Source organism: Leisingera sp. M527, from assembly GCF_025141525.1.
Lineage (GTDB): Bacteria > Pseudomonadota > Alphaproteobacteria > Rhodobacterales > Rhodobacteraceae > Leisingera.
Genome location: NZ_CP081039.1, coordinates 119,672 through 142,504, shown reverse-complemented (window position 1 = coordinate 142,504; position 22,833 = coordinate 119,672). Strand labels below are relative to the sequence as shown.

The 22,833-nt window shown below is 61.5% G+C and carries 18 protein-coding genes and 1 pseudogene; 16 read left to right on the top strand and 3 right to left on the bottom strand.

Annotated features, from left to right (window positions below):
- Window positions 1-11: 11 nt before the first annotated feature.
- The 3 genes from K3555_RS22320 to K3555_RS22310 all read right to left on the bottom strand — a co-directional run bounded on the left by K3555_RS22320 (window position 12) and on the right by K3555_RS22310 (window position 1,959).
- On the bottom strand, window positions 12-629 hold the full coding sequence (locus K3555_RS22320) for a MotA/TolQ/ExbB proton channel family protein (protein ID WP_260008774.1): 618 nt from the start codon (window positions 627-629) through the stop codon (window positions 12-14).
- Between the two features lie 3 nt (window positions 630-632).
- Window positions 633-1,052 (bottom strand): hypothetical protein, encoded by a 420-nt coding sequence (locus K3555_RS22315; protein WP_260008772.1) that lies wholly within the window; start codon window positions 1,050-1,052, stop codon window positions 633-635.
- Between the two features lie 61 nt (window positions 1,053-1,113).
- Window positions 1,114-1,959, bottom strand: coding sequence for a hypothetical protein (locus tag K3555_RS22310; protein WP_260008771.1), 846 nt, complete (start codon window positions 1,957-1,959; stop codon window positions 1,114-1,116).
- 187 nt (window positions 1,960-2,146) lie between these two features.
- Here K3555_RS22310 and tssA point away from each other — a divergent pair, with 187 nt between their 5' ends.
- The 16 genes and pseudogenes from tssA to K3555_RS22230 all read left to right on the top strand — a co-directional run bounded on the left by tssA (window position 2,147) and on the right by K3555_RS22230 (window position 22,827).
- A complete protein-coding gene (gene tssA, locus K3555_RS22305) occupies window positions 2,147-3,220 on the top strand; it encodes a type VI secretion system protein TssA (RefSeq protein WP_260008770.1) in 1,074 nt (357 codons plus the stop codon).
- Window positions 3,221-3,290: 70 nt separating this feature from the next.
- On the top strand, window positions 3,291-3,806 hold the full coding sequence (gene tssB, locus K3555_RS22300) for a type VI secretion system contractile sheath small subunit (RefSeq protein WP_129373174.1): 516 nt from the start codon (window positions 3,291-3,293) through the stop codon (window positions 3,804-3,806).
- 15 nt (window positions 3,807-3,821) lie between these two features.
- Window positions 3,822-5,318: a type VI secretion system contractile sheath large subunit gene (tssC, locus tag K3555_RS22295; RefSeq protein WP_259992968.1), complete on the top strand. Its 1,497-nt coding sequence runs from the start codon at window positions 3,822-3,824 to the stop codon at window positions 5,316-5,318.
- 67 nt (window positions 5,319-5,385) lie between these two features.
- Window positions 5,386-5,886: a type VI secretion system tube protein Hcp gene (locus K3555_RS22290; protein ID WP_129373176.1), complete on the top strand. Its 501-nt coding sequence runs from the start codon at window positions 5,386-5,388 to the stop codon at window positions 5,884-5,886.
- Between the two features lie 90 nt (window positions 5,887-5,976).
- Window positions 5,977-6,780: a type VI secretion system accessory protein TagJ gene (locus tag K3555_RS22285; protein ID WP_260008769.1), complete on the top strand. Its 804-nt coding sequence runs from the start codon at window positions 5,977-5,979 to the stop codon at window positions 6,778-6,780.
- A complete protein-coding gene (gene tssE, locus K3555_RS22280; protein ID WP_260008767.1) occupies window positions 6,773-7,270 on the top strand; it encodes a type VI secretion system baseplate subunit TssE in 498 nt (165 codons plus the stop codon). The genes K3555_RS22285 and tssE overlap by 8 nt, the downstream gene beginning before the upstream one ends.
- Before the next feature lies 1 nt (window position 7,271).
- Entirely contained in the window at window positions 7,272-9,149 is a 1,878-nt protein-coding gene (gene tssF, locus K3555_RS22275; protein WP_259992964.1) for a type VI secretion system baseplate subunit TssF, read from the top strand.
- On the top strand, window positions 9,113-10,168 hold the full coding sequence (gene tssG / locus K3555_RS22270; protein ID WP_129373180.1) for a type VI secretion system baseplate subunit TssG: 1,056 nt from the start codon (window positions 9,113-9,115) through the stop codon (window positions 10,166-10,168). Before tssF ends, tssG begins: the two co-directional genes overlap by 37 nt.
- A gap of 1 nt (window position 10,169) precedes the next feature.
- Window positions 10,170-12,893, top strand: coding sequence for a type VI secretion system ATPase TssH (tssH, locus tag K3555_RS22265; protein ID WP_260008765.1), 2,724 nt, complete (start codon window positions 10,170-10,172; stop codon window positions 12,891-12,893).
- 35 nt (window positions 12,894-12,928) lie between these two features.
- Entirely contained in the window at window positions 12,929-14,176 is a 1,248-nt protein-coding gene (locus K3555_RS22260) for a hypothetical protein (RefSeq protein ID WP_260008764.1), read from the top strand.
- Window positions 14,177-14,245: 69 nt separating this feature from the next.
- A complete protein-coding gene (locus tag K3555_RS22255) occupies window positions 14,246-15,100 on the top strand; it encodes an ion transporter (RefSeq protein ID WP_259992960.1) in 855 nt (284 codons plus the stop codon).
- Window positions 15,093-15,584 (top strand): annotated as a pseudogene (gene tssB / locus K3555_RS22250) (type VI secretion system contractile sheath small subunit); the annotation flags it as partial. The gene K3555_RS22255 and the pseudogene tssB (K3555_RS22250), both read left to right, overlap by 8 nt.
- Before the next feature lie 510 nt (window positions 15,585-16,094).
- Window positions 16,095-19,718: a type VI secretion system contractile sheath domain-containing protein gene (locus K3555_RS24870; protein WP_311200053.1), complete on the top strand. Its 3,624-nt coding sequence runs from the start codon at window positions 16,095-16,097 to the stop codon at window positions 19,716-19,718.
- Between the two features lie 64 nt (window positions 19,719-19,782).
- Window positions 19,783-21,894 carry a type VI secretion system Vgr family protein gene (locus tag K3555_RS22240; RefSeq protein ID WP_259992959.1) on the top strand — a complete coding sequence of 704 codons (2,112 nt, stop codon included), beginning with the start codon at window positions 19,783-19,785 and terminating at the stop codon, window positions 21,892-21,894.
- A gap of 9 nt (window positions 21,895-21,903) precedes the next feature.
- Window positions 21,904-22,512 carry a DUF6931 family protein gene (locus tag K3555_RS22235; protein ID WP_259992958.1) on the top strand — a complete coding sequence of 203 codons (609 nt, stop codon included), beginning with the start codon at window positions 21,904-21,906 and terminating at the stop codon, window positions 22,510-22,512.
- Window positions 22,513-22,527: 15 nt separating this feature from the next.
- Entirely contained in the window at window positions 22,528-22,827 is a 300-nt protein-coding gene (locus K3555_RS22230) for a PAAR domain-containing protein (RefSeq protein WP_259992957.1), read from the top strand.
- Window positions 22,828-22,833: the final 6 nt, after the last annotated feature.

Sequence of the window (22,833 nt, the reverse complement as noted above, 5' to 3'; positions counted from 1 at the left end):
TTTCCCCCGTGTCAGCGCGATCCATCAATCAAGAGCAGGCGGCCGGCGGCGCTTTCGATGGCTTGCGCGGCGGTGTCGATGCGGGCGGCAAACAGGCCTGCGGCGACAGCGGCAGGGATGGCGACCAAGAGGCCCGCGGCGGTGGTCAGCAGCGCCTGCCAGATGCCGCCGGCCAGCACCGAGGCATTGGCCGCACCCTGTGCCAGTTCCAGCTCCTGAAAGGACTGGATCATGCCCAGGACGGTGCCCAGAAGCCCCAAGAGCGGCGAGACCATGGCGATGAGTTCCAGCAGGCGGATGAGGGAGTTCATGCGGCTCACTTCCTCATTGCCGCGGCGCTGCAGCTCATCCTGCAGCAGGGGGCCGCGCAGGCCTTCTTGCAGGGCCTGCATGGCGTAAGCCATGACCCGGTCGGCGGGGGATTTTCCGGCGGCGATACTGTCCTGGGCTTGCTTGCGGTCGCCGCCCTTCCACAGGGTCAGCGCCTGTTCACGGGCCACAGTGCCGGAGCGGACCGGCCAGAGCTGGATCAGTTTGACGGCGATCACGGTGATCGACAGCAGCGACATCAGCGCCAGCAGCGCAATCACCGGTCCGCCGGTGCCGAAGATTTCCCAGGTGCCGCTCATGGCTTATTTCACCAGCGGCGCGGCAGCGCGGGAGCCAAGTTCGAGGATCGGGAAGCAGTCCATCTGGTCCTCGTTCTGGGGCTGGCAGGAGGTGATGTCATGCAGCAGAATCTCGGAGATGTTGCCGCAATTGATTTCCGGAATCTCGAACAGTTTCAGGGTGGTGCGCTGGACGGGCAGGGGCGCGGCGTCGATTGACAGCAGCCGGTCGATCACGCCCTGCCTGTCGAGGATGGCCAGCGACATCTCGAACCCTTCGAAACTTTTGCCGGTCTGATTGCGGAACAGGAAGAAGGCGCGGCAGCCGCCGCCGTCGATCTCTTCGGTCTTGTTCAACTCGACCCGCAAGGGGCCGGTTTCGGCAGCCGCCGCCAACGGCAGGGCAGCGAGGGCGAGGGCAGATAGCAGGCGTTTCAAAGGCATTACTGTCTCCGGGTTCCGGTTATCGTTGACCAGCCCGCGGCGCGCGGATTGGGATGTTGGGTCAAACCAGCGCGGTCAGCGCCTTTTCGATCTTGTCCATGGCGTCGCGGGCGGAATCGAGGTCGCGGCGTTTCAGGTGGCGCGCTGCCACATGCAGGGCGCGGCCAAGACGGTCGCGGACCTTGCCCGGCGCGCGGGCGACATTGGCCTGCAAGGATTGCGCGCGTTTGACCTGGGCGCCCAAGCTGCGCTGATCCATTTCGCGCTGGCCGCGTTTCATCGACTTGGCCTCATCCTCGCGGTCCTGGCCGATGCGGGCAACGGCGCGTTCGATCACCACCACCATCGTCTCGGCCTCTTGCAGGCGGCCGTCGTTGATCAGGCTGACGGACTTGGCGAGGGCGCGTTTGAGTTTCAGTTCCAGCGGGCCGGGTGCCAGGCCGATACGCGGCTGGATGCGTTTCAACCGTCGTTTCAGCGGTGCGATGGCGCTGGCGTCGATACCGGAGGCGGAAATGTCGGAGGTGTCCTCCTCGGTTACCTGGCCCTCAGCCTTTTCCGGCTTGAGGCTGTCGAGCAGGTTGCCGCCGTCATCGTAAAACAGCACGTTGACCTGGGGCTTGTTGCGCTTGAGGAATTTCTTCAGCTCGGTGACCATCCGCTGCGGCGCAGTTTCGCAGATCATCTCCATTTCACCGGAGCGCACCACATAGGTGCCCCAGGCCATCGGCGGGCCGCCGCCCGCCTTTTTCACCGGGTTGAGCAGGGTTTCCGGTTTTTTGCCCGGCTGGATCATCAGCAGCGGGTCTTTGCCCTGGTCCAGACAGAAGGCGAAACTCATCCGCTTCTTGGCCCCCTCGCGAACCATCGCTTTGACTTCCTTGCCGGAAATGCGCTCAATACTCATTATTCGTCCGCCGCAAAAAGTTGTGAAACCATTTGACTTTAGGATGCCGATAAGGCTCACTTGGGGTCAAGTTTTAGTTTGAGATTAGGGCAGCCTTAACCACCGGACCTGAAAAGGGTGGGGGTTTGCTTGACGTTACGTCAATAAAGCCGCAAAACCGGAAAAAAAGCGGGGGGCAAGCAAGACAATGGATCCAGCAGCATTACTGCAATCCAAAGGGGACGACGCGCCCAGCGGCGAGAACCTCGAATATGATCCAGCCTTCACGGAGATGGAGCTGGCCGCCCAGCCGGGGGAAGAATCGGTGGTGGGCAACGAGACGATCGAGGCGACGGATCCGGATTACCGCGAAGTTCAAAAGAAAGCGCTGGAAGTGCTGGAGCGCAGCCATGATCTGCGCGCTGCGGTGTTTCTTGGCGATGCGCTGCTGCAGTCCGAAGGGCTGGCCGGCTTTGCCGATGCGACCGCCTATATCCGCGGCTGCCTGGAGGAGTTCTGGGAGAGCTGCCATCCGGAGCTGGATGAGGACGACGGCGACCCGACCATGCGGATCAATGCGATTCAGGATTTATGCGGCCAGCCGGACGGGATGGCGGGGCCATCGCCGCTTTACCGTTCCTTGCGCCGCGCACCGTTGAGCGAAAGCCGCGGCTTTGGCCGGTTCTGCCTGCGCGACATTGAGATTGCCGAAGGGGTGGTGACCGCCCCCGAAAACATGGAGCATATTCCGGACACGGCCACTATCGGCGCCGCCTTTCAGGACAGCGATGAAGAAATCGTGTCTGCAAGGCTTGCGGCAATCGTGTCGGCGGAAGAGAATGTCCGGGCAATCTCAGCGGTGTTCGATGAGCAGACACCGGGGCAGGGCCCGGATCTGAGTGCGCTGATCAAATTGCTGCAGCAGATCGCCAAGCGCATTCGTGAGTATGGCAACATGAGTGCTGAGGAAGGCGCCGGCGATGACGGCGCTGCAGAGGATGCGGCGGCTGACGAGGGCGGCGCGGCCGCGCCGGCTGCTGGCGGCAGCGCTGCGGCGGCAGCGCCGGGGGTGATCAATTCGCCGATGGATGTGTCCAATGCGCTGGACCGTATCATTGCCTATTACCGGCGGCGGGAGCCGTCGAGCCCGCTGCCGATCCTGCTGGAGCGGGCGAAGAAACTGGTGGGGGCCGACTTCCTCACCATTATGAATGACATGGCCCCGCAGGGGGTGGAGAATGTCCACCTTATCGGCGGGATCGACGAAAATGACGACGACTGACGGACGCGGGATCTGCAGCGGCGGAACGGGCCGCGGCAACCGTGAAAGCAAGACGAGTAAGGAGACCTAGATGGCCGGAAGTTCACAGAAATTCATCGCCCGCAACCGGGCACCAAGGGTCCAGATCGAATATGACGTCGAGCTGTATGGAGCCGAGAAGAAGGTGCAGCTGCCGTTTGTGATGGGCGTGATGAGCGACCTGGCGGGCAAATCCGAAGTGGAGCAGCCTGCAGTTGCGGACCGCAAGTTCCTCGAAATCGACGTGGACAACTTCGATGACCGGATGAAGTCGATGGCGCCGCGCGCCGCCTTCACGGTGCCCAACACGCTGACCGGTGAGGGCAATCTGGCGGTTGATATCACGTTTGAGAGCATGGACGATTTCAAACCTGCCGCGATTGCTGCCAAAGTGGAGCCGCTGCGCGAGCTCTTGGAGGCGCGCACCCAGCTTTCGAACCTGATGACCTATATGGACGGCAAGACCGGCGCCGAGGATCTGATCTCGAAGATCATTCAGGATCCGAGCCTGCTGAAGACTTTGGCAGCGCAGCCGAAACCCGGCGGCGACGCCGAGAGCGAAGAATAAGAGAGGAGGACAGAGATGGCTGAAGAAGAACTCCAGGCGGAAGCCGCTGGTGGGGAAGCCGCCTTTGGCTCTGCCGAATTTGCAAGCCTGCTGCAAAAGGAATTCCGCCCCAAGTCGGACCAGGCCAAGACGGCCGTTGAAAGCGCGGTCAAAACCCTGGCCGAGCAGGCGCTGGCAAACACTGCGCTGGTGTCCGATGACGCGTTGCGCTCGATCGAGAGCATTGTGTCGGCGATTGACGCGAAGCTGACCGAACAGGTCAATCTGATCCTGCACAACGCGGAGTTCCAGCAGCTGGAAAGCGCCTGGCGCGGGCTGCATTATCTGGTCAACAACACCGAGACCGATGAGCAGCTGAAAATCCGGGTGCTGCCGATTACCAAGAAAGAGATGTCCAAAACCTTGAAGAAATTCAAGGGCACGGCATGGGATCAGTCGCCGCTGTTCAAGAAGATCTACACCGAGGAATTCAGTCAGCTGGGCGGCGAGCCTTATGGCTCTTTGGTGGCAGATTACCATTTCGACCACTCGCCGCCGGACATCGAGCTGCTGGGTGAAATGTCCAAGATTGCCGCGGCCGCCCATGCGCCGCTGATCACCGGCGCCAAGCCGACCCTGTTCCAGATGGACAGCTGGTCGGAACTGTCGAACCCGCGCGATCTGACCAAGATTTTCCAGACCCCGGAATATGCCGCCTGGCGCTCCTTGCGCGACAGCGAGGATGCGAAATACGTCGGTCTGGCAATGCCGCGGTTCCTGGGCCGTCTGCCCTATGGCTCGAAAACCGATCCGGTGGACGAGTTTGCCTTTGAGGAAGACACCGCAGGTGCCACCAGCGAGAAATACGGCTGGGTCAACGCGGCCTATGGCATGGCGGTGAACATCACCCGCTCGTTCAAGATGTACGGCTGGTGCTCGCGGATCCGCGGCGTGGAAAGCGGCGGCACGCTGGAAAACCTGCCCTCGCATACCTTCCCGACCACCGATGGCGGCGTCGATCAGAAATGCCCGACCGAGATTGCCATCGATGACCGGCGCGAGGCGGAACTGGCGAAGAACGGCATGATGCCGCTTATTCACCGCAAAAACACCGATGTTGCCACCTTTATGGGCGCGCAATCACTGCACAAGCCGGCGGAATATGACGACCCGGATGCCTCGGCCAACGCCAATCTGGGCGCGCGGCTGCCGTATCTGTTCGCCACATGCCGGTTTGCGCACTATCTTAAATGCATGGTGCGGGACAAAGTCGGCTCGTTCAAAAGCCGTCAGGACATGGAATCCTGGCTGCAGGACTGGATCAACAACTATGTTGATTTCAACGCGGATATCTCTTCGGAGAACGAGAAGGCGCGCAAACCTCTGGCCGCAGCCGAAGTGGTTGTGGAAGAGGTCGAGGGCAACCCGGGGTATTACACCTCAAAATTCTTCCTGCGCCCGCATTACCAGCTTGAGGGGCTTTCTGTCTCGCTGCGGCTGGTATCCAAACTGCCCTCGGAAAAGGGAGGCTGATTTTCCACTCCCCAGCCTCAAACGATCATAGCGCAGTAGAGATCTTAGTTATTGAAAGGATAGAAAAATGGCTGCTAACATGTTTGTGCAAATCTCGGATGTCGATGGTGACGCGACAGAAGAACAGCACAAGAAATGGATCGTCATCCAGTCCGCAAGCTGGAATGTCGAGCGTGCCGTTGAAATGACCGATCTGGGGTCGACCCAGCGGATGCATGCAAATTCGAACTTCGGCAAAATCGAACTGACCTCGCAGATGGGCAAAGCGTCCAATGGTCTGGCGCTGTCGGTGGCCAATGGCACCGTGCGCCCGGAAATCATCATGCATTGGTGCCGGTCGGGTGACAGCGCCAGCGCAGGCCTGCTGGTCTATTCGGTCTGGAAGCTGAAAGACGTGGTGATCGACAGCTACTCGATCTCGGGCAGCGAAGACGGCATCCCGGAAGAGACCTGGTCGCTGGCTTATGCCTCAATCGAGCATGAGTACAAATCGACCAACCAGAAAACCGGTAAGCTGACCACTGAAGGCACCTTCAAGTGGAACGTTCAGACCGGCAAGGTCGAGTAAAACCAATGGCTGGCCCCGGGTGTATTTCATGCCCGGGGTCTGTTTTTCTGACGTATTTGCAGCATCCACCCCAGTTGCGGAGTAGACCCCATGACACCCGAAGAGCATCTGAAAGCTGGTGATCCCAGGGCGGCGCTGGAGGCGCTGCAGCAAAAGATCCGGGGTGATGCGAGCAACGCCAAGCTGCGGGTTTTCCTGTTTCAGCTGTTGTGCGTGCTGGGCGACTGGAACCGGGCGATTGCCCAGCTGAAGGCGGCGGCGGGGCTGGATGAAGGCGCCACGGTGATGGCGCAGGCCTACCGCGAGGCGATCATCTGCGAGGTCTACCGCGAGAAGGTTTTTGCCGGTGAAAAATCGCCGCTGATCCTGGGTGAGCCCGAGGAATGGCTGGCGCATCTGATCGAGGCGCAGAAACTGCTGGCAACCGGCAACCCCAAAGAAGCGGCGGAGCTGCGTGCCAAGGCCTTTGATGCGGCCCCGGCCAGCCCCGGCGAAGTCAACGGCAAGAAATTCGACTGGATCGCCGATGCCGACATGCGGCTGGGCCCGGTGCTGGAGGCCGTTGTCAACGGTAAATACTACTGGCTGCCGTTTGCACAGATCGTCTCATTCGAGGCCGAGGAGCCGAGCGATTTGCGCGATGCGGTCTGGACGGCCGGCACGCTGACCCTGGCGGGCGGCGGTTCGGTGGCGGCGATGATTCCGACGCGCTACCCCGGTTCGGAAAAAGCCGATGGTCTGTCAATGCTGGCGCGCGCCACCGTGTGGCAGGATGCCGGCGCGGAAACCTACACCGGTCTTGGCCAGCGGCTGCTGGCGATCGGCGACGAAGATATTGCTATCATGGATGTGCGCACACTCCGGATGGATGGGCATGACATAGAGAATGGCTGACAAAACTCTGGCCGAGCGCCTGCAGCCATCGCTGCTGGACCGGCTGACCGATAATGCACCTGGCGATCTGAAGGAAACCCGCGAGAGCCGGGTTATTGATCTTGGGCGGCTGCGCGAAATCATCCAGCGCGATCTGTCCTGGCTGCTGAATACCCAGAATGTCGAAAGCCATTTTGACGCGCAGAAATACCCGTCGGTGTCGGCTTCGGTGCTGAACTTCGGGCTGATCGAAGTGGCAGGCGAAGCCTCGACCAGTGAAAAGGCCGAGGCGATCCGCCAGTCGATCAAGCAGGCGATTGCAACCTATGAGCCGCGGATCATCGAAGGCTCGGTGGATGTGCGGCTGCAGGATGGCACGGATGCGACCGAGATGACCGTGGGGCTGGAAATCCGTGCCGATATGTGGGCGCAGCCGATGCCGCTGGAGCTGTATTTGCGCAGCAAGGTCGATCTGACCACCGGCGAAGTGGAAATGGAAAGGGCCATGTAAGATGGATACACGGCTGCTGACCCATTACGAAAACGAGCTGAACTACCTGCGCGATATGGGCGGGGAGTTTGCTGCCGCCTATCCCAAGATCGCGGCGCGGCTGGGGATGGAAGGGGTCGAAGTTCTTGACCCCTATGTGGAACGGCTGCTGGAGGGGGCGGCGTTTCTGACTGCCCGTGTCCAGCTGGAGCTGGAGCTGCAATATCCGAATTTTACCTCGAACCTTTTGGAAATCATCTATCCGCATTACCTGGCGCCGACGCCGTCGATGATGATTGCGTCGTTTGAGCCGGATGTGGCGAATTCGGCGGTCAAAAGCGGCTATGTGCTGAAGCGCGGATCGACCCTGCGGTCGCGGCTGACCGAGGGCGAGCAGACGCCTTGCGAGTTCCGCACCTCTGCCGATCTGACCATGTGGCCGATCCAGATTACCGAAGCACAGTATATCGACGGCCGTGGCGAACTGGTCGCGGCGGGCGTTGCTGCGGGATATGACGCCCGCGCGGGCATCCGGTTGCGGATCAAGCGGATTGACGGTGATCCGATCAGCAAGCTGGGGTTGGATGATCTGTCGCTGTATCTGACCAGCGAGGCGGGCAACAGTTGGCCGCTGCTGGAACTGCTGTGCACCCAGGTGCAGGGAATTGTCGCGCGCTCCACCGACCGGCGGGCGGATTGGCAGCTGCCGCTGCGCGGGGCCAAAGTGGTGCAAAAGGGCTTTGGTCCGGAGGAGGCGCTGCTGCCGTTGCCGCGCCGGGTCTATGATGGCTATCGGCTGCTGCAGGAGTATTTTGCGATGCCGGAGCGGTTCCGTTTTGTGGAACTGCAGGGGCTGCAGGAGGGGTTGAAGAAATCCGCGGGCGATGAGGTTGATCTGTACATACTGCTGCGCGAGGGGATGCCGGAGATCGCCCCGATTGTGGTGCCGGATGTGTTCAAGCTGAACACGGTGCCGGCGGTGAACCTGTTTGAAAAACGCTGCGACCGGGTGCGGATTGCGCCGATTGATACCGAACACCACGTGATCCCGAACCGGACTGCGGGCCTGGATTTTGAGATTTACGGGCTGAACAGCGTGACCGGGATCAGCGGCGAGGGCGAGGACGACGTGATCTTCCGCCCGTTCTATTCGGCCAATGATTTCACCGCCGCAGGCGAAAGCCACCCGGCCTATTACACCGTCAAACGGCGGATGCGGCAGCGCTCGGAGAAGGAACGTCTGCGCGGGGTGCGCAGTTCCTACCTGGGGTCGGAAGTCTACCTGACACTGGTGGACCGGTCGCAGGTGCCCTATTCCTCGGGGCTGGAGCAGCTGGCGGTTAACGCGCTGTGCACCAACCGCGACCTGCCGATGCTGCTGGCCACCGGCAATGATGATGTGTTCCATCTGCCCGAAGGCGGGCCGGTGCGCAAAGTGACGCTGCCGGTCTCACCAACCCGCCCGCATCCGACGCTGGCGCAGGGGGATACCGCCTGGCGGCTGATTTCGCACCTCAGCCTGAATTACGTGTCGATTGCCGAGACCGGCAAGGGCCAGTCGGCGGAAGCGCTGCGCGAGCTGGTCGGGCTTTATGCGCCCTTGGGCGACCGGGTGACCGAAAAGCAGCTGGAGGGGATCCTGTCGGTGGGCGCACGGCCCATTGTGCGGCGGATGAGCGACGAGATCCTGTCGACCGCTGTGCGCGGGCTGGAGATCACCCTGGGCTTTGACGAGAGTTATTTCGAGGGCAGCAACATCTATGTGCTGGGGGCCGTGCTGGAGCGGTTCATGCGCGGTTATGCCAGCATCAACTCATTCACGGAGACAGTCCTGAAGACTGAAAAACGCGGGGAAATTGCCAGATGGCGACCGGAAAAGGGCCTCGGCCGGACGATCTGAGCCTGTATGGCCGATTGGCCATGGCGCCTGAAAAGCACCATGTTTTTCAGGCCTTGCGGGTGTTGGAGGCGCATTTCAATGACGCCCCGCGCCTTGGCGAAAGCCGCCGCCCGCGCGAGGACAAGCTGCGTTTGGGGCAGGAGGCAGAACTGGCGTTCCCGCCCTCGACCATTGCGGATTTCAAGCCGGCCGAGGGGGGCAAGCCGGCGGTTCTGACCAACCGGTTTTTCGGTCTGTTCGGGCCGCAAGGGCCGCTGCCGCTGCATCTGACCGAATACGCCCGCGACCGTAAGCGCAACCACCGCGACCCGACGATGGTGGCCTTTGCCGACATGCTGACACACCGGCTGATGAGCCTGCTGTACCGGGCCTGGACCCAAGGCTCTCCGGCGGTCAGTTTTGACCGGGCCGATGATCCGATGGCGCGCAAGGTGTCGTCGCTGATCGGCTATAACGGATTTAAATTCGGCGACCGGGACGACATGCCCGATCTCGCCAAGCTGCATTTTGCAGGCCATCTGGCCAAGGGTGCCAAGAATGCCGAGGGGCTGGTGTCGATCCTGTCGGCGTTTTTTGAGGTGCCGGTGCAGCTGGAGGAGTTTGTCGGCAGCTGGCTGGAGCTGGAGCCGGACGACAGATGGCAGTTGGGCTATGGCGGGCTGGGGCACAGCACCAGCATCGGCAACAAGGTCTGGAGCCGCTCGGCCAAGTTCCGCATCCGGATCGGGCCGTTGAAACTGGAAGATTATGAACGCCTGCTGCCGGGCGGCGAGGCTTTGAAACGGCTGCGTGCGATTGTGCGGTCTTATGCCGGGGACTTTCTGGATTGGGACGTGAACCTGATCCTGGCAGGCGACGAGGTGCCGCGCGCATCCTTGGGCGGCACCACCCGGCTGGGGCATACCAGCTGGATCCGGTCGCGGCCCGACCCGGACGCGGACCAGCCGGACGTGAATGATTTATACCTGTACCCGGGATTTGGCGCCGGGGCTGATGAGCGAATAGAGGGAGGGATTTAAGATGACCGAGATCAGCCGCGTGGCGCTGTTTGGCAAGCTGAACAAGCTGGGATACCAGGCCGTGGAAAGCGCAACCGTGTTCTGCAAGATGCGGGGCAACCCCTATGTGGAGCTGGTGCATTGGCTGCATCAACTCTTGGCGCAGCAGGACAGCGACATTCACCGGATTATCCAGCACTATGATCTGGATGCCGGCAAGATTGCGACCGAGCTGACCCGCGCCTTGGACATGCTGCCGCGCGGGGCCTCGACGATCTCGGACCTGTCGGACCATCTGATGGACGCGATGGAGCGCGGCTGGGTCTGGGGCTCGCTGCTCTATTCCGCCGGCCAGGTGCGCAGCGGCCATTTGCTGCTGGGCATGCTGAAGACACCGGCGCTGCGCAACATTCTGTCGAACATGTCGCCGGAGCTTGCCAGGATCGGCGCTGATGATCTGGCGGATAATTTCCATGATGCCACTGATGGTTCGCCCGAGGAACGGATGGGCGCGCAGGATGGATCGAATGTGACCGGCGGCGGTGCGGAACCGGGTGAGGCGTCCGGTTCAATGGCGCCTGGCGCGATGGGCAAGGGCGAGGCGCTGGAGCAGTTCTGCACCGATCTGACCGAGCAGGCGCGCAACGGCGAGATCGACCCGATCGTCGGACGCGATGAAGAAATCCGCCAGATCGTCGATATCCTGATGCGCCGCAGGCAGAACAACCCGATCCTGACCGGCGAGGCCGGCGTGGGTAAGACCGCGGTGGTCGAGGGCTTTGCATTGCGGATTGCCCGCGGTGACGTGCCGCCTGCGTTGCAGGACGTGCGGCTTTTGGTGCTGGATGTGGGCCTGCTGCAGGCCGGCGCTTCGATGAAGGGTGAGTTTGAAAACCGTCTGCGCCAGGTGATTGACGAGGTGCAGGCCAGCCCGGTGCCGATTGTGATGTTTGTCGATGAGACCCACACGCTGGTGGGCGCGGGCGGTGCGGCCGGCACCGGCGACGCGGCCAACCTGCTGAAACCGGCACTGGCACGCGGCACGCTGCGCACCATCGGCGCCACCACTTGGGCCGAGTACAAAAAATACATTGAGAAGGATCCGGCCCTGACCCGTCGCTTCCAGGTGGTCAAAATTGACGAGCCGGGAATTCAAAAGGCGATCCTGATGATGCGGGGCATTGCCTCGATGCTGGAAAGCCATCACCGGGTGCAGGTGCTGGACGAAGGCATCGAAGCTGCGGTCAGCCTGTCGGCGCGATACATTCCGGCGCGGCAGCTGCCCGATAAATCCGTCAGCCTGTTGGACACGGCCTGTGCGCGGGTGGCGGTGAGCCAGCACGCGGTGCCGGCTGAAGTGGACGACAGTCAACGCAGGATTGAAGCGCTGACCACCGAACTGGAGATCATCGGCCGCGACGAGACGGCAGGCTATGAGGTCGCAGACCGGCGCGCGGCGGCGGCGGCTGCCAAAGCGGCTGAGGAGGAACGGCTGGGTGGGCTGACCGAACGCTGGGACAAGGAAAAGGCGGTTGTCGAGGGCATTCTGGACCTGCGCGCCAAGCTCCGGGAGGGGGCCGCGCCCGTGGACGCAGCCCCGGATACTGGGGAAGACGGCGCGGAGGGCGCCGCGACCAGCCCGCTGTCTGACGAGGACCGCGCAGAACTGATGCAGCAGCTGAAGGACAAGAACGCTGAGCTGGAGGCGTTGCAGGGTGACAGCGCGCTGATCCTGCCGATTGTCGACCACCAGGCGGTGGCGAGCGTGGTGGGCGACTGGACCGGTATTCCGGTCGGCCGCATGGTCAAGGACGAGATCGAAACCATTCTGAACCTGGAAGAACATCTGGCGAAACGGGTGATCGGCCAGGATCACGCGATGAAGATGATCGCCAAACGGATTCAGACCAGCCGCGCCGGGCTGGATAATCCGAACAAGCCGATCGGAGTATTCATGCTGGCTGGCACCTCAGGCGTGGGCAAGACCGAAACCGCGCTGGCGCTGGCCGAAGTGCTGTATGGCGGTGAACAGAACGTTATCACCATCAACATGTCGGAATACCAGGAAGCCCATACCGTCAGCTCGTTGAAAGGCGCGCCTCCGGGTTATGTCGGTTACGGCGAAGGCGGGGTGCTGACCGAAGCGGTGCGGCGCAAGCCCTATTCCGTGGTGCTGCTGGACGAGGTTGAGAAGGCGCACCCGGATGTGCATGAGATCTTTTTCCAGGTCTTTGACAAGGGCGTGATGGAGGACGGCGAGGGCCGTATCATCGATTTCAAGAACACGCTGATCCTGCTGACGTCGAATGTGGGCACCGAGACGATCATGGATCTGTGTTCGGACCCGGACCTGATGCCGGAGCCGGAGGGCATGGCCAAGGCGATCCGCGATCCGCTGGTGAAAGTCTTCCCGCCGGCGCTGCTGGGGCGTCTGGTGGCGATCCCCTATTATCCGCTCAGCCCGGAGATGATCGGCGAGATCACCAAGCTGCAGCTGGGCCGGATCCAGAAACGGGTCCAGGAGTCGCATGGGGTGCCGTTTGAGTATTCGGACGCCGTGGTGGAAGAGATCGTCAACCGCTGCCAGGAGCTGGACAGCGGTGGCCGGATGATCGACGCGATTGTCACCAACACCATGCTGCCGGATATCTCAAACGAATTTCTGCGCCGCCTGATGGAGGGCAAGGAAGTCGAGAAAGTTGCGATAGGCGTCACCGGCGGGGAGTTTTCATACGCGTTTGACTGATCGCGTCCGAGAGTAATCAGTGGGAAGGAAATCCTATGGTTAAACATGTTGTTATGGACCTGAAAAACCTGGACATCAAAGTGTCCGGGCTGGAGATGGTGGAGCCGCCGAAACTGTCGTTCAAAGTGGTGGTCGAACTGGATAAGAAAATGGAGAAGGGGGTCGAGAAAGACCCGCTTCTGCAGCAGGAATTCCATGCTGGTGCCGACGAGGTGCTGGAGCAGACCAAGGACACCATCGAGAAGAAATGCAAGGTGTTCGACAAGCTGTTTGTCCAGATGGTGGCCAAGGGCGCCTCGGACAAGGACATGGAAAAACAGCTGAAAGGGCTGAACGACGCCATCAAGAATGACGTCAAGGTGGCCGAAAAGGGCGCGGAACTGGCGGCGCAAAAGGCCTGGACCAGCCTGCAGAAAAAGAAAAAGGAATGGTCCTCGTTCAAGATCAAGATCGGCGTGTCCATCGCAGGCACTTTGGCCGGGCTGGCGGTGAGTATTGCAGCTATGGCCACCTCGCCGTTTTCCGGCGGTGCGGGCGCGGCGATTGGCATCATCGGTCTGATCAAATCCGGGGTGTCGCTGGCCAAGGACATTGGCAAGCTGGCGATCAACATCGATCTGTCCAAAACCATCCTGGTAAAGAACCTGGCGGTGGTGGAAAAAGCGGCCTCGAACAAGGCGCTGAATGCAGCAAACGAGGTGTCGGCGGCGGTGTTTCAGGAATTCCTTGGCATCTCGCAGCCGTCGGTCAAAACGGTGGAGGATTCGGCGGATACGCTGAAGGCGAAATACGCCCAGATGGTCGTCAAAATGCATGACCTTTCGAAGACGCTGAACAAGATCCTGAAACAGCAGGAAAAGCTGAAGAAAGAGTTCCTGGCCGAGGTCGGCAAGAAGTTGAAGAAGCACCCAATCAAGGACAAGAAGACCCAGTTGGTCATGATCAGCAAAGCGCTGGATACGGCTTTGGCGAAAAACTATGCCGAGGTTCAGAATGCCATCGACAAAATCCAGATCATGTACAGCGACGCGCGCGGCTGGGCCAGCAATATCAAGGAACTGATGAAGCGGGTGAAGGCGCTGACGATCAAGGACCCCAAAGCGCTGAAGGTGTTCCGCGAGGGGCTGAAATTCGCGGCCCTGGCGCTGTCGCCGATTGATGGCAACTCAATCGCCACCGGTGCCAAGGATCTGGCCCTGGGCGTGGGCGGGGCGGTGGGCGGCTATGCCTACGACAAAATCACCAGCAAGGCGCTGGACGGGACTGTGTTCGACGCGGCCTGATGCGTGATGAAAGACCGCCGGGCGCAGAACGTGCCCGGCAAGAATTGAAAGACCGGGTGGAGAAACAAATTGGACAGCAGCGCGCAAACCGAAGGGACGCTCCGGGACCGGGCCCGGGAATTTGTTGAGCGCCAATGGGTTACCAATACCATTCTGGGCATCATCATCTTCAATGCGATCACTCTGGGGCTTGGCACCTCTGCTGCGGTGCGGGCGCATGCGGGCGGTCTGCTGGATGTCATCGACACTGTTGTTCTGGGCATTTTTGTTCTGGAACTGGCGCTGAAACTCTTTGCCTATGGTCTGCGCTTCTTTGCTTCGGCCTGGAATATCTTTGACTTGATTGTGGTCTCGTTCGGCTTGTTCCCCGACAGTCAGGGCCTGTCGGCGCTGCGCGGGCTGCGGGTGGTGCGGGCACTGCGGCTGCTGTCGGTCATCCCGCAGATGCGGGCGGTGGTGCAGGCGCTGCTGGATGCCTTGCCGGGCATGGGCGCGGTGATCGTGATGATCTCTATCGTGTTTTATGTGTTCGGCGTGATGGCCACGATGATGTACGGGCAGGCCTTTGATGAATGGTTCGGTACCCTGGGCCGGTCGCTGTATTCGCTGTTCCAGATCATGACGCTGGAAAGCTGGTCGATGGGCATCGTGCGGCCGGTGATGGAGCAGTTCCCCTTTGCCTGGTCTTTCTTTGTGCCCTTCATCGTGATCACTGCGTTTTCGGTTCTGAACCTGTTCATCGGTCTACTGGTCAACACCATGCAGACCGCGGTGGAAGCCGATGAACAGGCCGAGTTTGAGAAACTGCGCGATCTGGTCAAATCGGAGACCGATGTGGTGGACGCGCATGTGATGGAGCTGCACGAGGAGATCAAGGCGTTGCGGTCGGAAATTGCGCAGTTGAAAGGGCGGGACAATGGCTGACAGCTCGCAAAAGTTCATTGCCCGCAACCGGGCGCCGCGCGTCCAGATTGAATATGACGTGGAGCTGTATGGCGCCGAGAAAAAGGTGCAGCTGCCCTTTGTGATGGGCGTGATGAGTGACCTGACGGGCAAATCCAGAGTCGAACAGCCCGCAGTTGCCGACCGCAAGTTCCTGGAAATCGATGTCGATAATTTTGACGAACGGATGAAGTCGATGGCGCCGCGCGCCGCCTTTACCGTGCCCAACACGCTGACCGGCGAGGGCAGTCTGGCGGTCGATCTGACGTTTGAAAGCATGGCGGATTTTTCGCCGGGTGCCATTGCCGCCAAGGTGGATGCGTTGCGCCCGCTGCTGGAGGCGCGCACCCAGTTGCAGAACCTGATGGCCTATATGGACGGCAAGACCGGCGCCGAGACGCTGATCGAGACGATCCTGAATGACCCGTCGCTGCTGGCGGCTGTGTCGGCGCCGGCAGGAGATGCCGGCAGCGCCGCGGCCTTGGACAGCCTGCGCAACCTGGAACTGCCTGAAGAAGAGGCAGATACCAGCGACGATGTGCTTGCCGGGCTGGCGGCGGCGGCTCCGGAGGCTGCAGCGCCCGCGGATGCATCCGGCGGGATTCTTGACGCATTGCGCGACGCGGTGCCGGAAGACCAGGCGGCAGAGGATGCCTCGGCGGGGGTTCTGGAAGGTTTGCGGGATACGGCCCCGCAGGATGCTGCACCGGAAGATACATCCGCTGACGTGCTGGCGGGCCTGAGCGCCGCCGCACCGGCAGACCCCGAACAGCGGGATGATGCGGCGGATGCCTTGGCGGCTTTGGCGGCAACCGGCGTGCCGGAAACCGCAGAACAGGACGGTACAGCATCTGTTCTGGAGGGGCTGGCGCAGGCGGATGTGCCTGAAACGGAGGACGCGGATACCTCTGGCGATGTGCTGGCCGGGCTGGCGGCGCAGGAACCCGGGGACGCAGGCGCGGAGGATGTGTCCGGGATGGTGCTGGACAGCCTGGCAGCCGCGGACGTGCCTGACGCTGAAAAGGAAGATCATTCCGGTGTCCTGGATGCGCTCGCGGACGTTGATGTGCCGGAGCAGGCAGACACCGCGGCTGATGATGCGCTGGAAAGCCTCGCGGCGATTGAAACTGCAGAGCAGCCCGCGGAGGATCACACTGGCATTCTGGACGGGCTGGCAGATCAGGCGCCGGAGGATCAAGCGGCAGATGATACCGCGGGAGCCGCCTTGGAAAGCCTGGCGGCGGCAGATGTTCCCGACGCGGATGTCTCTGATGCCTCCGCAGCGGTTCTGGATGAGCTGGCCGGCTTACAGCAGGAAGAGGCAGACGCCGATGATACGGCGGAGGCAGCTCTGGAAAGTCTGACCCAGGTAGAGATCGAAGAGGACCAGGGCGAGGATGTTACCGGTGTTCTGAGTGGGCTTTCAGATATTGAGCCGGTTGCAGAGGATGACGGCGGCGAAGCCGCTGCGGCGCTGGACAGCCTGGCTGAAGCCGCCGTCGAAGGCGGCATTGAAGACGACGGCCCGGACGACGGCCTGGACGATGTTCTGGAAGGTCTGCTGGAAGACGCTGCGGTGGAGGAAGACACCGGCAGCGCGGCGGCGGATGCACTGGACAGTCTGGCCCCGGTTGAGACTTCAGAAACGCCGGAGGACGAGACCGTTGACGTATTGGAAGGATTGCTGACGGGCGGCCCGGAGCAAGATGAGGATCCAGCTGAAGATCTGAGCGCGGTGCTGGGCAGCCTTGAGACGCCTGAGGAAACGGACGGCGAAGACAGCGCTGCAGACGTGCTGGCCGGGCTGGCAGAGGATCTTGCGGAGGACGCGCCCGAGGAGGAGGATGACCTGGACGGTATCCTCGGCCGGCTGGAAGAACCGGAGGGCGATGCCGGGGACAACGATCTGAGCGCTGCGCTGGACACACTGGAGGCGCCTGCAGAAGATGACGCCGGGGATGGCGGTCTGGATGATTTGCTTGCGGACCTTGGCAGCGATGCGCCCGAGGAGGGCGCCGAGGAAGACGTCCCGGATGACATACTGGCAGACCTTGCCGAAGACGATGGCGCCGACGGGCCAGATGGCGCGGAGCTGGATCCGGACGCCTTGCTGGATGGGGAAAGTGATGCGGAGGAGCCTGCCGGCGATGACGGTCTGGACAATCTTCTAGGAGACCTGACGGACGAAGATGAGCCTGCATCCGCAGATGACCTCGATGCGCTTTTGAGTGAGCAGGACGAAGAGCCGTCAATGGGCGCAGAGGATGGCGGCGATGATTTGGACAGCTTGCTGGGCGGTCTGGACGCGCCTGACAATAGCGCCGCTGAGGAGGGAGAAGACAGCAGCCTGGATGATCTGCTGGGCGGTTTGGACGATGATGACGCCGCCGGTGATGAAGCGGCGGGCGATGATGATCTGGACGCGCTGCTGGGCGGGCTTGATGAGGACAGCGCGGAGGAGGCGGAAGACGCCAGCCTTGATGATCTGCTGGGTGATCTTGGCAGCGAGGATGAAGACGGGGATCTGGACGGTCTGCTGGCAGGTCTCGGCGAGGAGGCCTCGGCGGAGGAAGCGGCTGAAGACACCGGTGCCGAGGATGACCTGGATGCGTTGCTGGGCGGGCTGGGAGACGCGGATTCAGATCTGGACAGCCTGATGGGTGAAGACGGCGATATGGATCTGGACGATCTGCTGGGGGATCTTGGCGGTGAGGACGAGGATGCCGGGGACGCGGGGAGCGACGATCTGGATGCGCTGCTGGGGGATCTGGACGCCGGCGATGATGAACCGGGGACAGAGGTTGCGGCGGCTGCAGTACCGGATGATCCTGAATTTGCCTATGGCAGCATGAGCGCGGACCGCCCTGATCCGCAGAAGCTGCAGCGCAAGCGGTTCCGGCTGGCTATCTTGGGTGATTTCTCAGGCCGCGCGGCCAAGGGGCAGCTGGAGACCGGCGACGGTCTGGCAGCCCGCAAGGCAATCCTGCTGGATCCGGATACGGTCGAAGATGTGATCGAGAGCTTTGCGACTGAACTGGTGCTGCCGATCGGCAAGGACGGCACCGGGATTGCGGTCAAGCTGGAGGATCTGGACGGGCTGCACCCGGATGAGCTGTATGAGAACGTTGAGCTGTTTTCCGAACTGGTGGGGCTGCGCAAACAGCTGCAAAGCGGCGCGACGGCGGATCACGCGGCAAATACGCTGAAGGCCTGGGCGGAGAAGCACGGCACCAAGGCGCGGGCGCCAAAGCGGACCTCGGCGGGCAATTCAGTGCCTGCCGACAAACGGCTGAGTGCCTTTCAGCAACTGATCGGGGCAACCGGTATCACCCCGCGCCCGGCCTCGCCGGTGGAGGAGCTGCTGGCACGCGTTGTCGGCCCGCATATCCGGGCGCTGCCGGACCCCGATGTGGCGGCAATGCAAAAGGCGGTGGACGAGGCGCTGGCGGACGCGATGCGGCTGGTGCTGCACCATCCGGAGTTCCAGTCGGTTGAGGCGCAGTGGCGCTCGCTTGATCTGATGGCGCGCTCGATCGAGGACGACGATACGCTGGATGTGATGCTGTATGACATCTCGGCCGAGGAATTGGCGGTGGATCTGGCGGCGGAAGAAGACCTGTCCAAGACCGGTTTTGTGCGGTTGCTGACCGGGGAGCCGCTGGACGAGGAGAACGGGCGCGGCGGTTATTCGGCGCTGATCGGCATGTATCAGTTTGAGGAAACCCCGCCGCATGCGGAACTCTTGGGCCGGATTGCGCGGGTGGCGGCGCATGTGGATGCACCGTTCTTTGCCGCGATATCGCCAGAGTTCCTGAAGACGCCGAAGGCGGAGCGGCCCAAGCTGGTGGCCGATGCCTGGGATACGCTGCAGGGCATGGCGGAGGCCGGTCATCTGGGATTGGTCAGCCCGCGGTTCCTGCTGCGGCGCCCATATGGCGAAAAGACCGAACCCTGTTATGAGTTCGATTTTGAGGAGTTTACTGAAACCGAAGGCCTGAAGGGCATGCTTTGGGCCAATCCGGTGGTGCTGGTGGCGATCCTGCTGGGGCGGTCGTTCCGTCAGCACGGGCCGTCGCTGCAGCTGGGTAAAATCATGACTTTGGGGGAGATGCCCTATCATTATGTGAACGACAAGTTCGGTGACCAGGTGGCGCTGCCTTGCACCGAGCGCAATATTGACCTGGACAAGATTGCGCTGGCGCAGGAACGCGGGTTCATGGCGGTGAGCGCGGTCAAGGGGCGGGACGAAGTGCGGCTGACCTCCTTCAATTCTCTGAAGGGCAGCGAGATCCTGGGTCCTTGGACCGGATTGCCGGCGCCGGAACCCTCGCCGCCGGATCCGCGCGGGCAGCCAAAGCCGGCCGAACCAGCGGACGGCTGCAATGATGAAGATGATTTGGATCTTGATCTGGATCTGGGCGGAGATGATGGGGATGATCTCGGCCTGGACGATCTGGACCTTGGAGACGGCGGCGGGGATGACGATGGTCTTGGGGATCTGGACGACCTGCTGGCGTCGTTCGGGGACGACGATGATGATGATGACGGGGATGATGATGAAATGGATGCGGACCTCGCCGCGCTTTTGGATGATTTATAATGCGAATGTTTGAGAACACTGCCGGCGATTTCCGGCCCGGTTCCCGTCGCGGAAAGGAGGAGACATGGTAGAAAGCAAGGGCCATGAAAACGACCTCGCCTGGATGTCGGGGACATATTCCACCGACGGTCTGATGATGAGCCGTGCGATTGTGCGCGAGGGGCTGAGCAAGCTGACCGAGACCACAATCGAGTTTGCCGCGACCAAGAGCCAGCCCAAGCTTCAGGATCTGGTCGGCAAGCAGATGAATGTGCATGTGATGCGCCAGCAGACAGAGCATCAGTTCAACGGGCTGTGCATTTCGGTCGAGTATCTGGGCTTTCGCAACGGCTACGAGATGTATGTGGCGGAAGTGCGCCCCTGGTTCTGGCTGCTGACGCGGACCAGCGATCTGCGGGTATTTCAGGAGAAAACCTCGGTCGATATCATCAAGCAGCTGTTCAGCGAGTACGGCTTCAGCGATTTCACCGACAAGCTGAGCGATTCCTATGAGGCGCGCGAATACTGCCTGCAATACCGCGAGAGCGACTATGCCTTCTTGTGCCGGCTGATGGAGGAAGAGGGGATATACTTCTACTTCGACAGCCCCATTGGCGATACCGCGATTGAAAAACTGGTGCTGTGCGATGGTGTCAGCGGGCATGCGCCGATCAAGGGCGGCGCGGGTATTGAGTTCCACGCCCGCGATGACAGCGACCGCCGCCGCGAGGAGCATATCTCGGAATGGACCAAGGAAGAGATCCTGACCCGCGGCAAGGTCACGCTGAATGATTTCAATTTTGAAACGCCCTCGGCGGATCTGAAGGCGGCCACTGAAATAACCAGGGGCAGCCATTCCTACAATGATTACGAAATTTATGACTACCAGGGCCGTTATCCGTCCAAGACCCCATTGGGGGACAAGCGGTCAAGGGTGCGGATGGAAGCGCAGGCGATCAGGCACATCCGCTGGCGCGGCGCCTCCAGTGTGGCGACGCTGGGCACCGGCAGCACCTTCACGATGGAAAAACATCCGGTGAAGGAGAACAACAAGGAATATCTCGTCATTGAGACTGAGCATCATATCAAGGTGGCCTGGGATTATGGCGAGCGGGAGAGCCAGCAGAAGAAAGAGGTTGCCACCAAAGGGGCGATGCGGCGCGACCTGAAGGCGCGCAATATGGATGTGCCCGAGGAAATGGAGCATGACGTCTATGCATCGACATTCAGCGCCATTTTGAAATCCGATCAGTTCCGGGCGCCCTTGGTGACCCCCTGGCCGGAGGTGCAGGGCCTGCAGACTGCAATCGTGGTAGGCCAGAGCGGCGAAGAGATCTGGACCGACAAGCATGGCCGGATCAAGATCCAGTTCCATTGGGACCGTGAAGGCAAGAAGAGCGAGACCTCTTCTTGCTTTGTGCGGGTAGTGACGCCCTGGTCCGGCAAGAACTGGGGCATGGTGGCGATCCCGCGGATCGGCCAGGAGGTTGTGATCCAGTTCGAGGACGGCAATCCCGACCGGCCGATTTGCACCGGCATGCTTTACAATGCTGAAACCATGCCGCCCTATACCTACCCCGATGATCAGACCCAGCTGGGGATCAAAACCAATTCCTCCAAGGGCGGCGGCGGCTATAACGAGCTGATGTTCGATGACAAGAAAGACAGCGAGTTGATGCGGGTGCAGGCGCAGAAGGACCATCAGATGCTGGTCAAGGACCGCTCGACGGTGACAGTGGGCATGGATGCGCCCGACCCGGAAGTCACTGAGGCGGACGAGAAGAGCTATGTTTTCACGGTCCAGCAGCACATGACGGAAACCGTGCATGAGGGCGACCGGACCGAAGTGGTGGAGACCGGCGACAAGTCCGAGACCATCCAGACCGGCAATATGACCTTGGACGTGGACACCGGCGACCTGACCGAAACCATTGCCACGGGGGACCATACAGAGACCGTGTCGATGGGCAATCTGACGGTTGACGTGACGGCGGGTAAGATCGCCATGAGCGCTGGCCAGGAGATCAAGCTGACAGTGGGGGCATCTGAGGTAAAAATCGACAATTCCGGTGTTACGATCAAGGGGCCGATGATCAAGATCGAAGGTTCTGGAATGGTTGAGGCCAAGGCGCCGATGACCACCGTGAAAGGCGAGGCCATGCTGACCCTGAAGGGCGGCCTCACGATGATCAACTAGGTGGTGCAGATGTCGGCAAGATTTGAAAAGCTGGTGAAAATGCCCGCTGACCCGGTGGCCAAGCTGTTGTCACGGGCAAATGTCATATTGAAAACACCGCTGGAGGCGCCGCCAACGGCGCTGGCGGGAACTGTGCTGGAGGAGCTGGACCGCAAAGGCGCGCTGGTCGATCTGCTGCGGCTTTTGGCTGTGCTGCTGCCCCCGCGGGAGCGGGTCTGGTGGGCCTGTCTGGCGGCGCGCGATTACATCGGGCCGCGCTCGGACCAGGATCCGGCCTCGCTGACGGCGTCGGAGGCCTGGGTGTTTGAGCCATCCGAGGAAAACCGCGACAAGGCGCGCATCACCCTGGATCATGCCTATGTGGATGATGACACGGTGAATTGCGCGCTGGCGGTGCTCTATGCGGCCGGCACCCTGGGGCCGGGGGAATTGAATCAATATCCCGCCCCCGCAGGCGCGTCCGAGGCGGCGGCCTTTGCCATGAATATGGTGGCCTTGGGTCAATTGTCTGATAAGTTTGAAGAACACGGCGGCGTTCTGATAGAGCGGGCGCTGGATATTGCGCGTGGCGGCAAGGGGCAGGTGGTCCAGGTGCCGGAAGCGGCGGCGCATAGCTGAGGGAGGATGTAAGATATGGGAATGCCACAGGCCCGGATGACGGATCTGCATGCCTGCATGCTGCCCTCGACCCCGCCGCCGCCGGTTCTGCCGGTGCCGACGCCGATCCTGCCGCCCTGCGCGGTGACCGTGCTGGTGGGCGGTCTGCCTGCAGCGCGGGTCTCAGATATGTGTACCGCGGCGCCGCCGCACCCGATCGTCAAAGGGTCCGGCACGGTATTAATCAACAGCCTGCCTGCGGCCCGCATATTGGATACGGCAGCGTGCGGCGGCATGATTACCCTTGGGCAGGTCACCGTATTGGTGGGAGGATAAGCCCAG

Coding starts and splice junctions, on each gene's coding strand:
- K3555_RS22310 (WP_260008771.1), bottom strand. CDS start 1,959: ATGAGTATTGAGCGCATTTCCGGCAAGGAAGTCAAAGCGATGGTTCGC.
- K3555_RS22290 (WP_129373176.1), top strand. CDS start 5,386: ATGGCTGCTAACATGTTTGTGCAAATCTCGGATGTCGATGGTGACGCG.
- tssC (WP_259992968.1), top strand. CDS start 3,822: ATGGCTGAAGAAGAACTCCAGGCGGAAGCCGCTGGTGGGGAAGCCGCC.
- K3555_RS22315 (WP_260008772.1), bottom strand. CDS start 1,052: ATGCCTTTGAAACGCCTGCTATCTGCCCTCGCCCTCGCTGCCCTGCCG.
- K3555_RS22240 (WP_259992959.1), top strand. CDS start 19,783: ATGGTAGAAAGCAAGGGCCATGAAAACGACCTCGCCTGGATGTCGGGG.
- tssG (WP_129373180.1), top strand. CDS start 9,113: ATGGCGACCGGAAAAGGGCCTCGGCCGGACGATCTGAGCCTGTATGGC.
- tssF (WP_259992964.1), top strand. CDS start 7,272: ATGGATACACGGCTGCTGACCCATTACGAAAACGAGCTGAACTACCTG.
- K3555_RS24870 (WP_311200053.1), top strand. CDS start 16,095: ATGGTGCTGGACAGCCTGGCAGCCGCGGACGTGCCTGACGCTGAAAAG.
- K3555_RS22235 (WP_259992958.1), top strand. CDS start 21,904: ATGTCGGCAAGATTTGAAAAGCTGGTGAAAATGCCCGCTGACCCGGTG.
- tssE (WP_260008767.1), top strand. CDS start 6,773: ATGGCTGACAAAACTCTGGCCGAGCGCCTGCAGCCATCGCTGCTGGAC.
- K3555_RS22320 (WP_260008774.1), bottom strand. CDS start 629: ATGAGCGGCACCTGGGAAATCTTCGGCACCGGCGGACCGGTGATTGCG.
- tssB (WP_129373174.1), top strand. CDS start 3,291: ATGGCCGGAAGTTCACAGAAATTCATCGCCCGCAACCGGGCACCAAGG.
- K3555_RS22230 (WP_259992957.1), top strand. CDS start 22,528: ATGGGAATGCCACAGGCCCGGATGACGGATCTGCATGCCTGCATGCTG.
- tssA (WP_260008770.1), top strand. CDS start 2,147: ATGGATCCAGCAGCATTACTGCAATCCAAAGGGGACGACGCGCCCAGC.
- K3555_RS22285 (WP_260008769.1), top strand. CDS start 5,977: ATGACACCCGAAGAGCATCTGAAAGCTGGTGATCCCAGGGCGGCGCTG.
- K3555_RS22260 (WP_260008764.1), top strand. CDS start 12,929: ATGGTTAAACATGTTGTTATGGACCTGAAAAACCTGGACATCAAAGTG.
- tssH (WP_260008765.1), top strand. CDS start 10,170: ATGACCGAGATCAGCCGCGTGGCGCTGTTTGGCAAGCTGAACAAGCTG.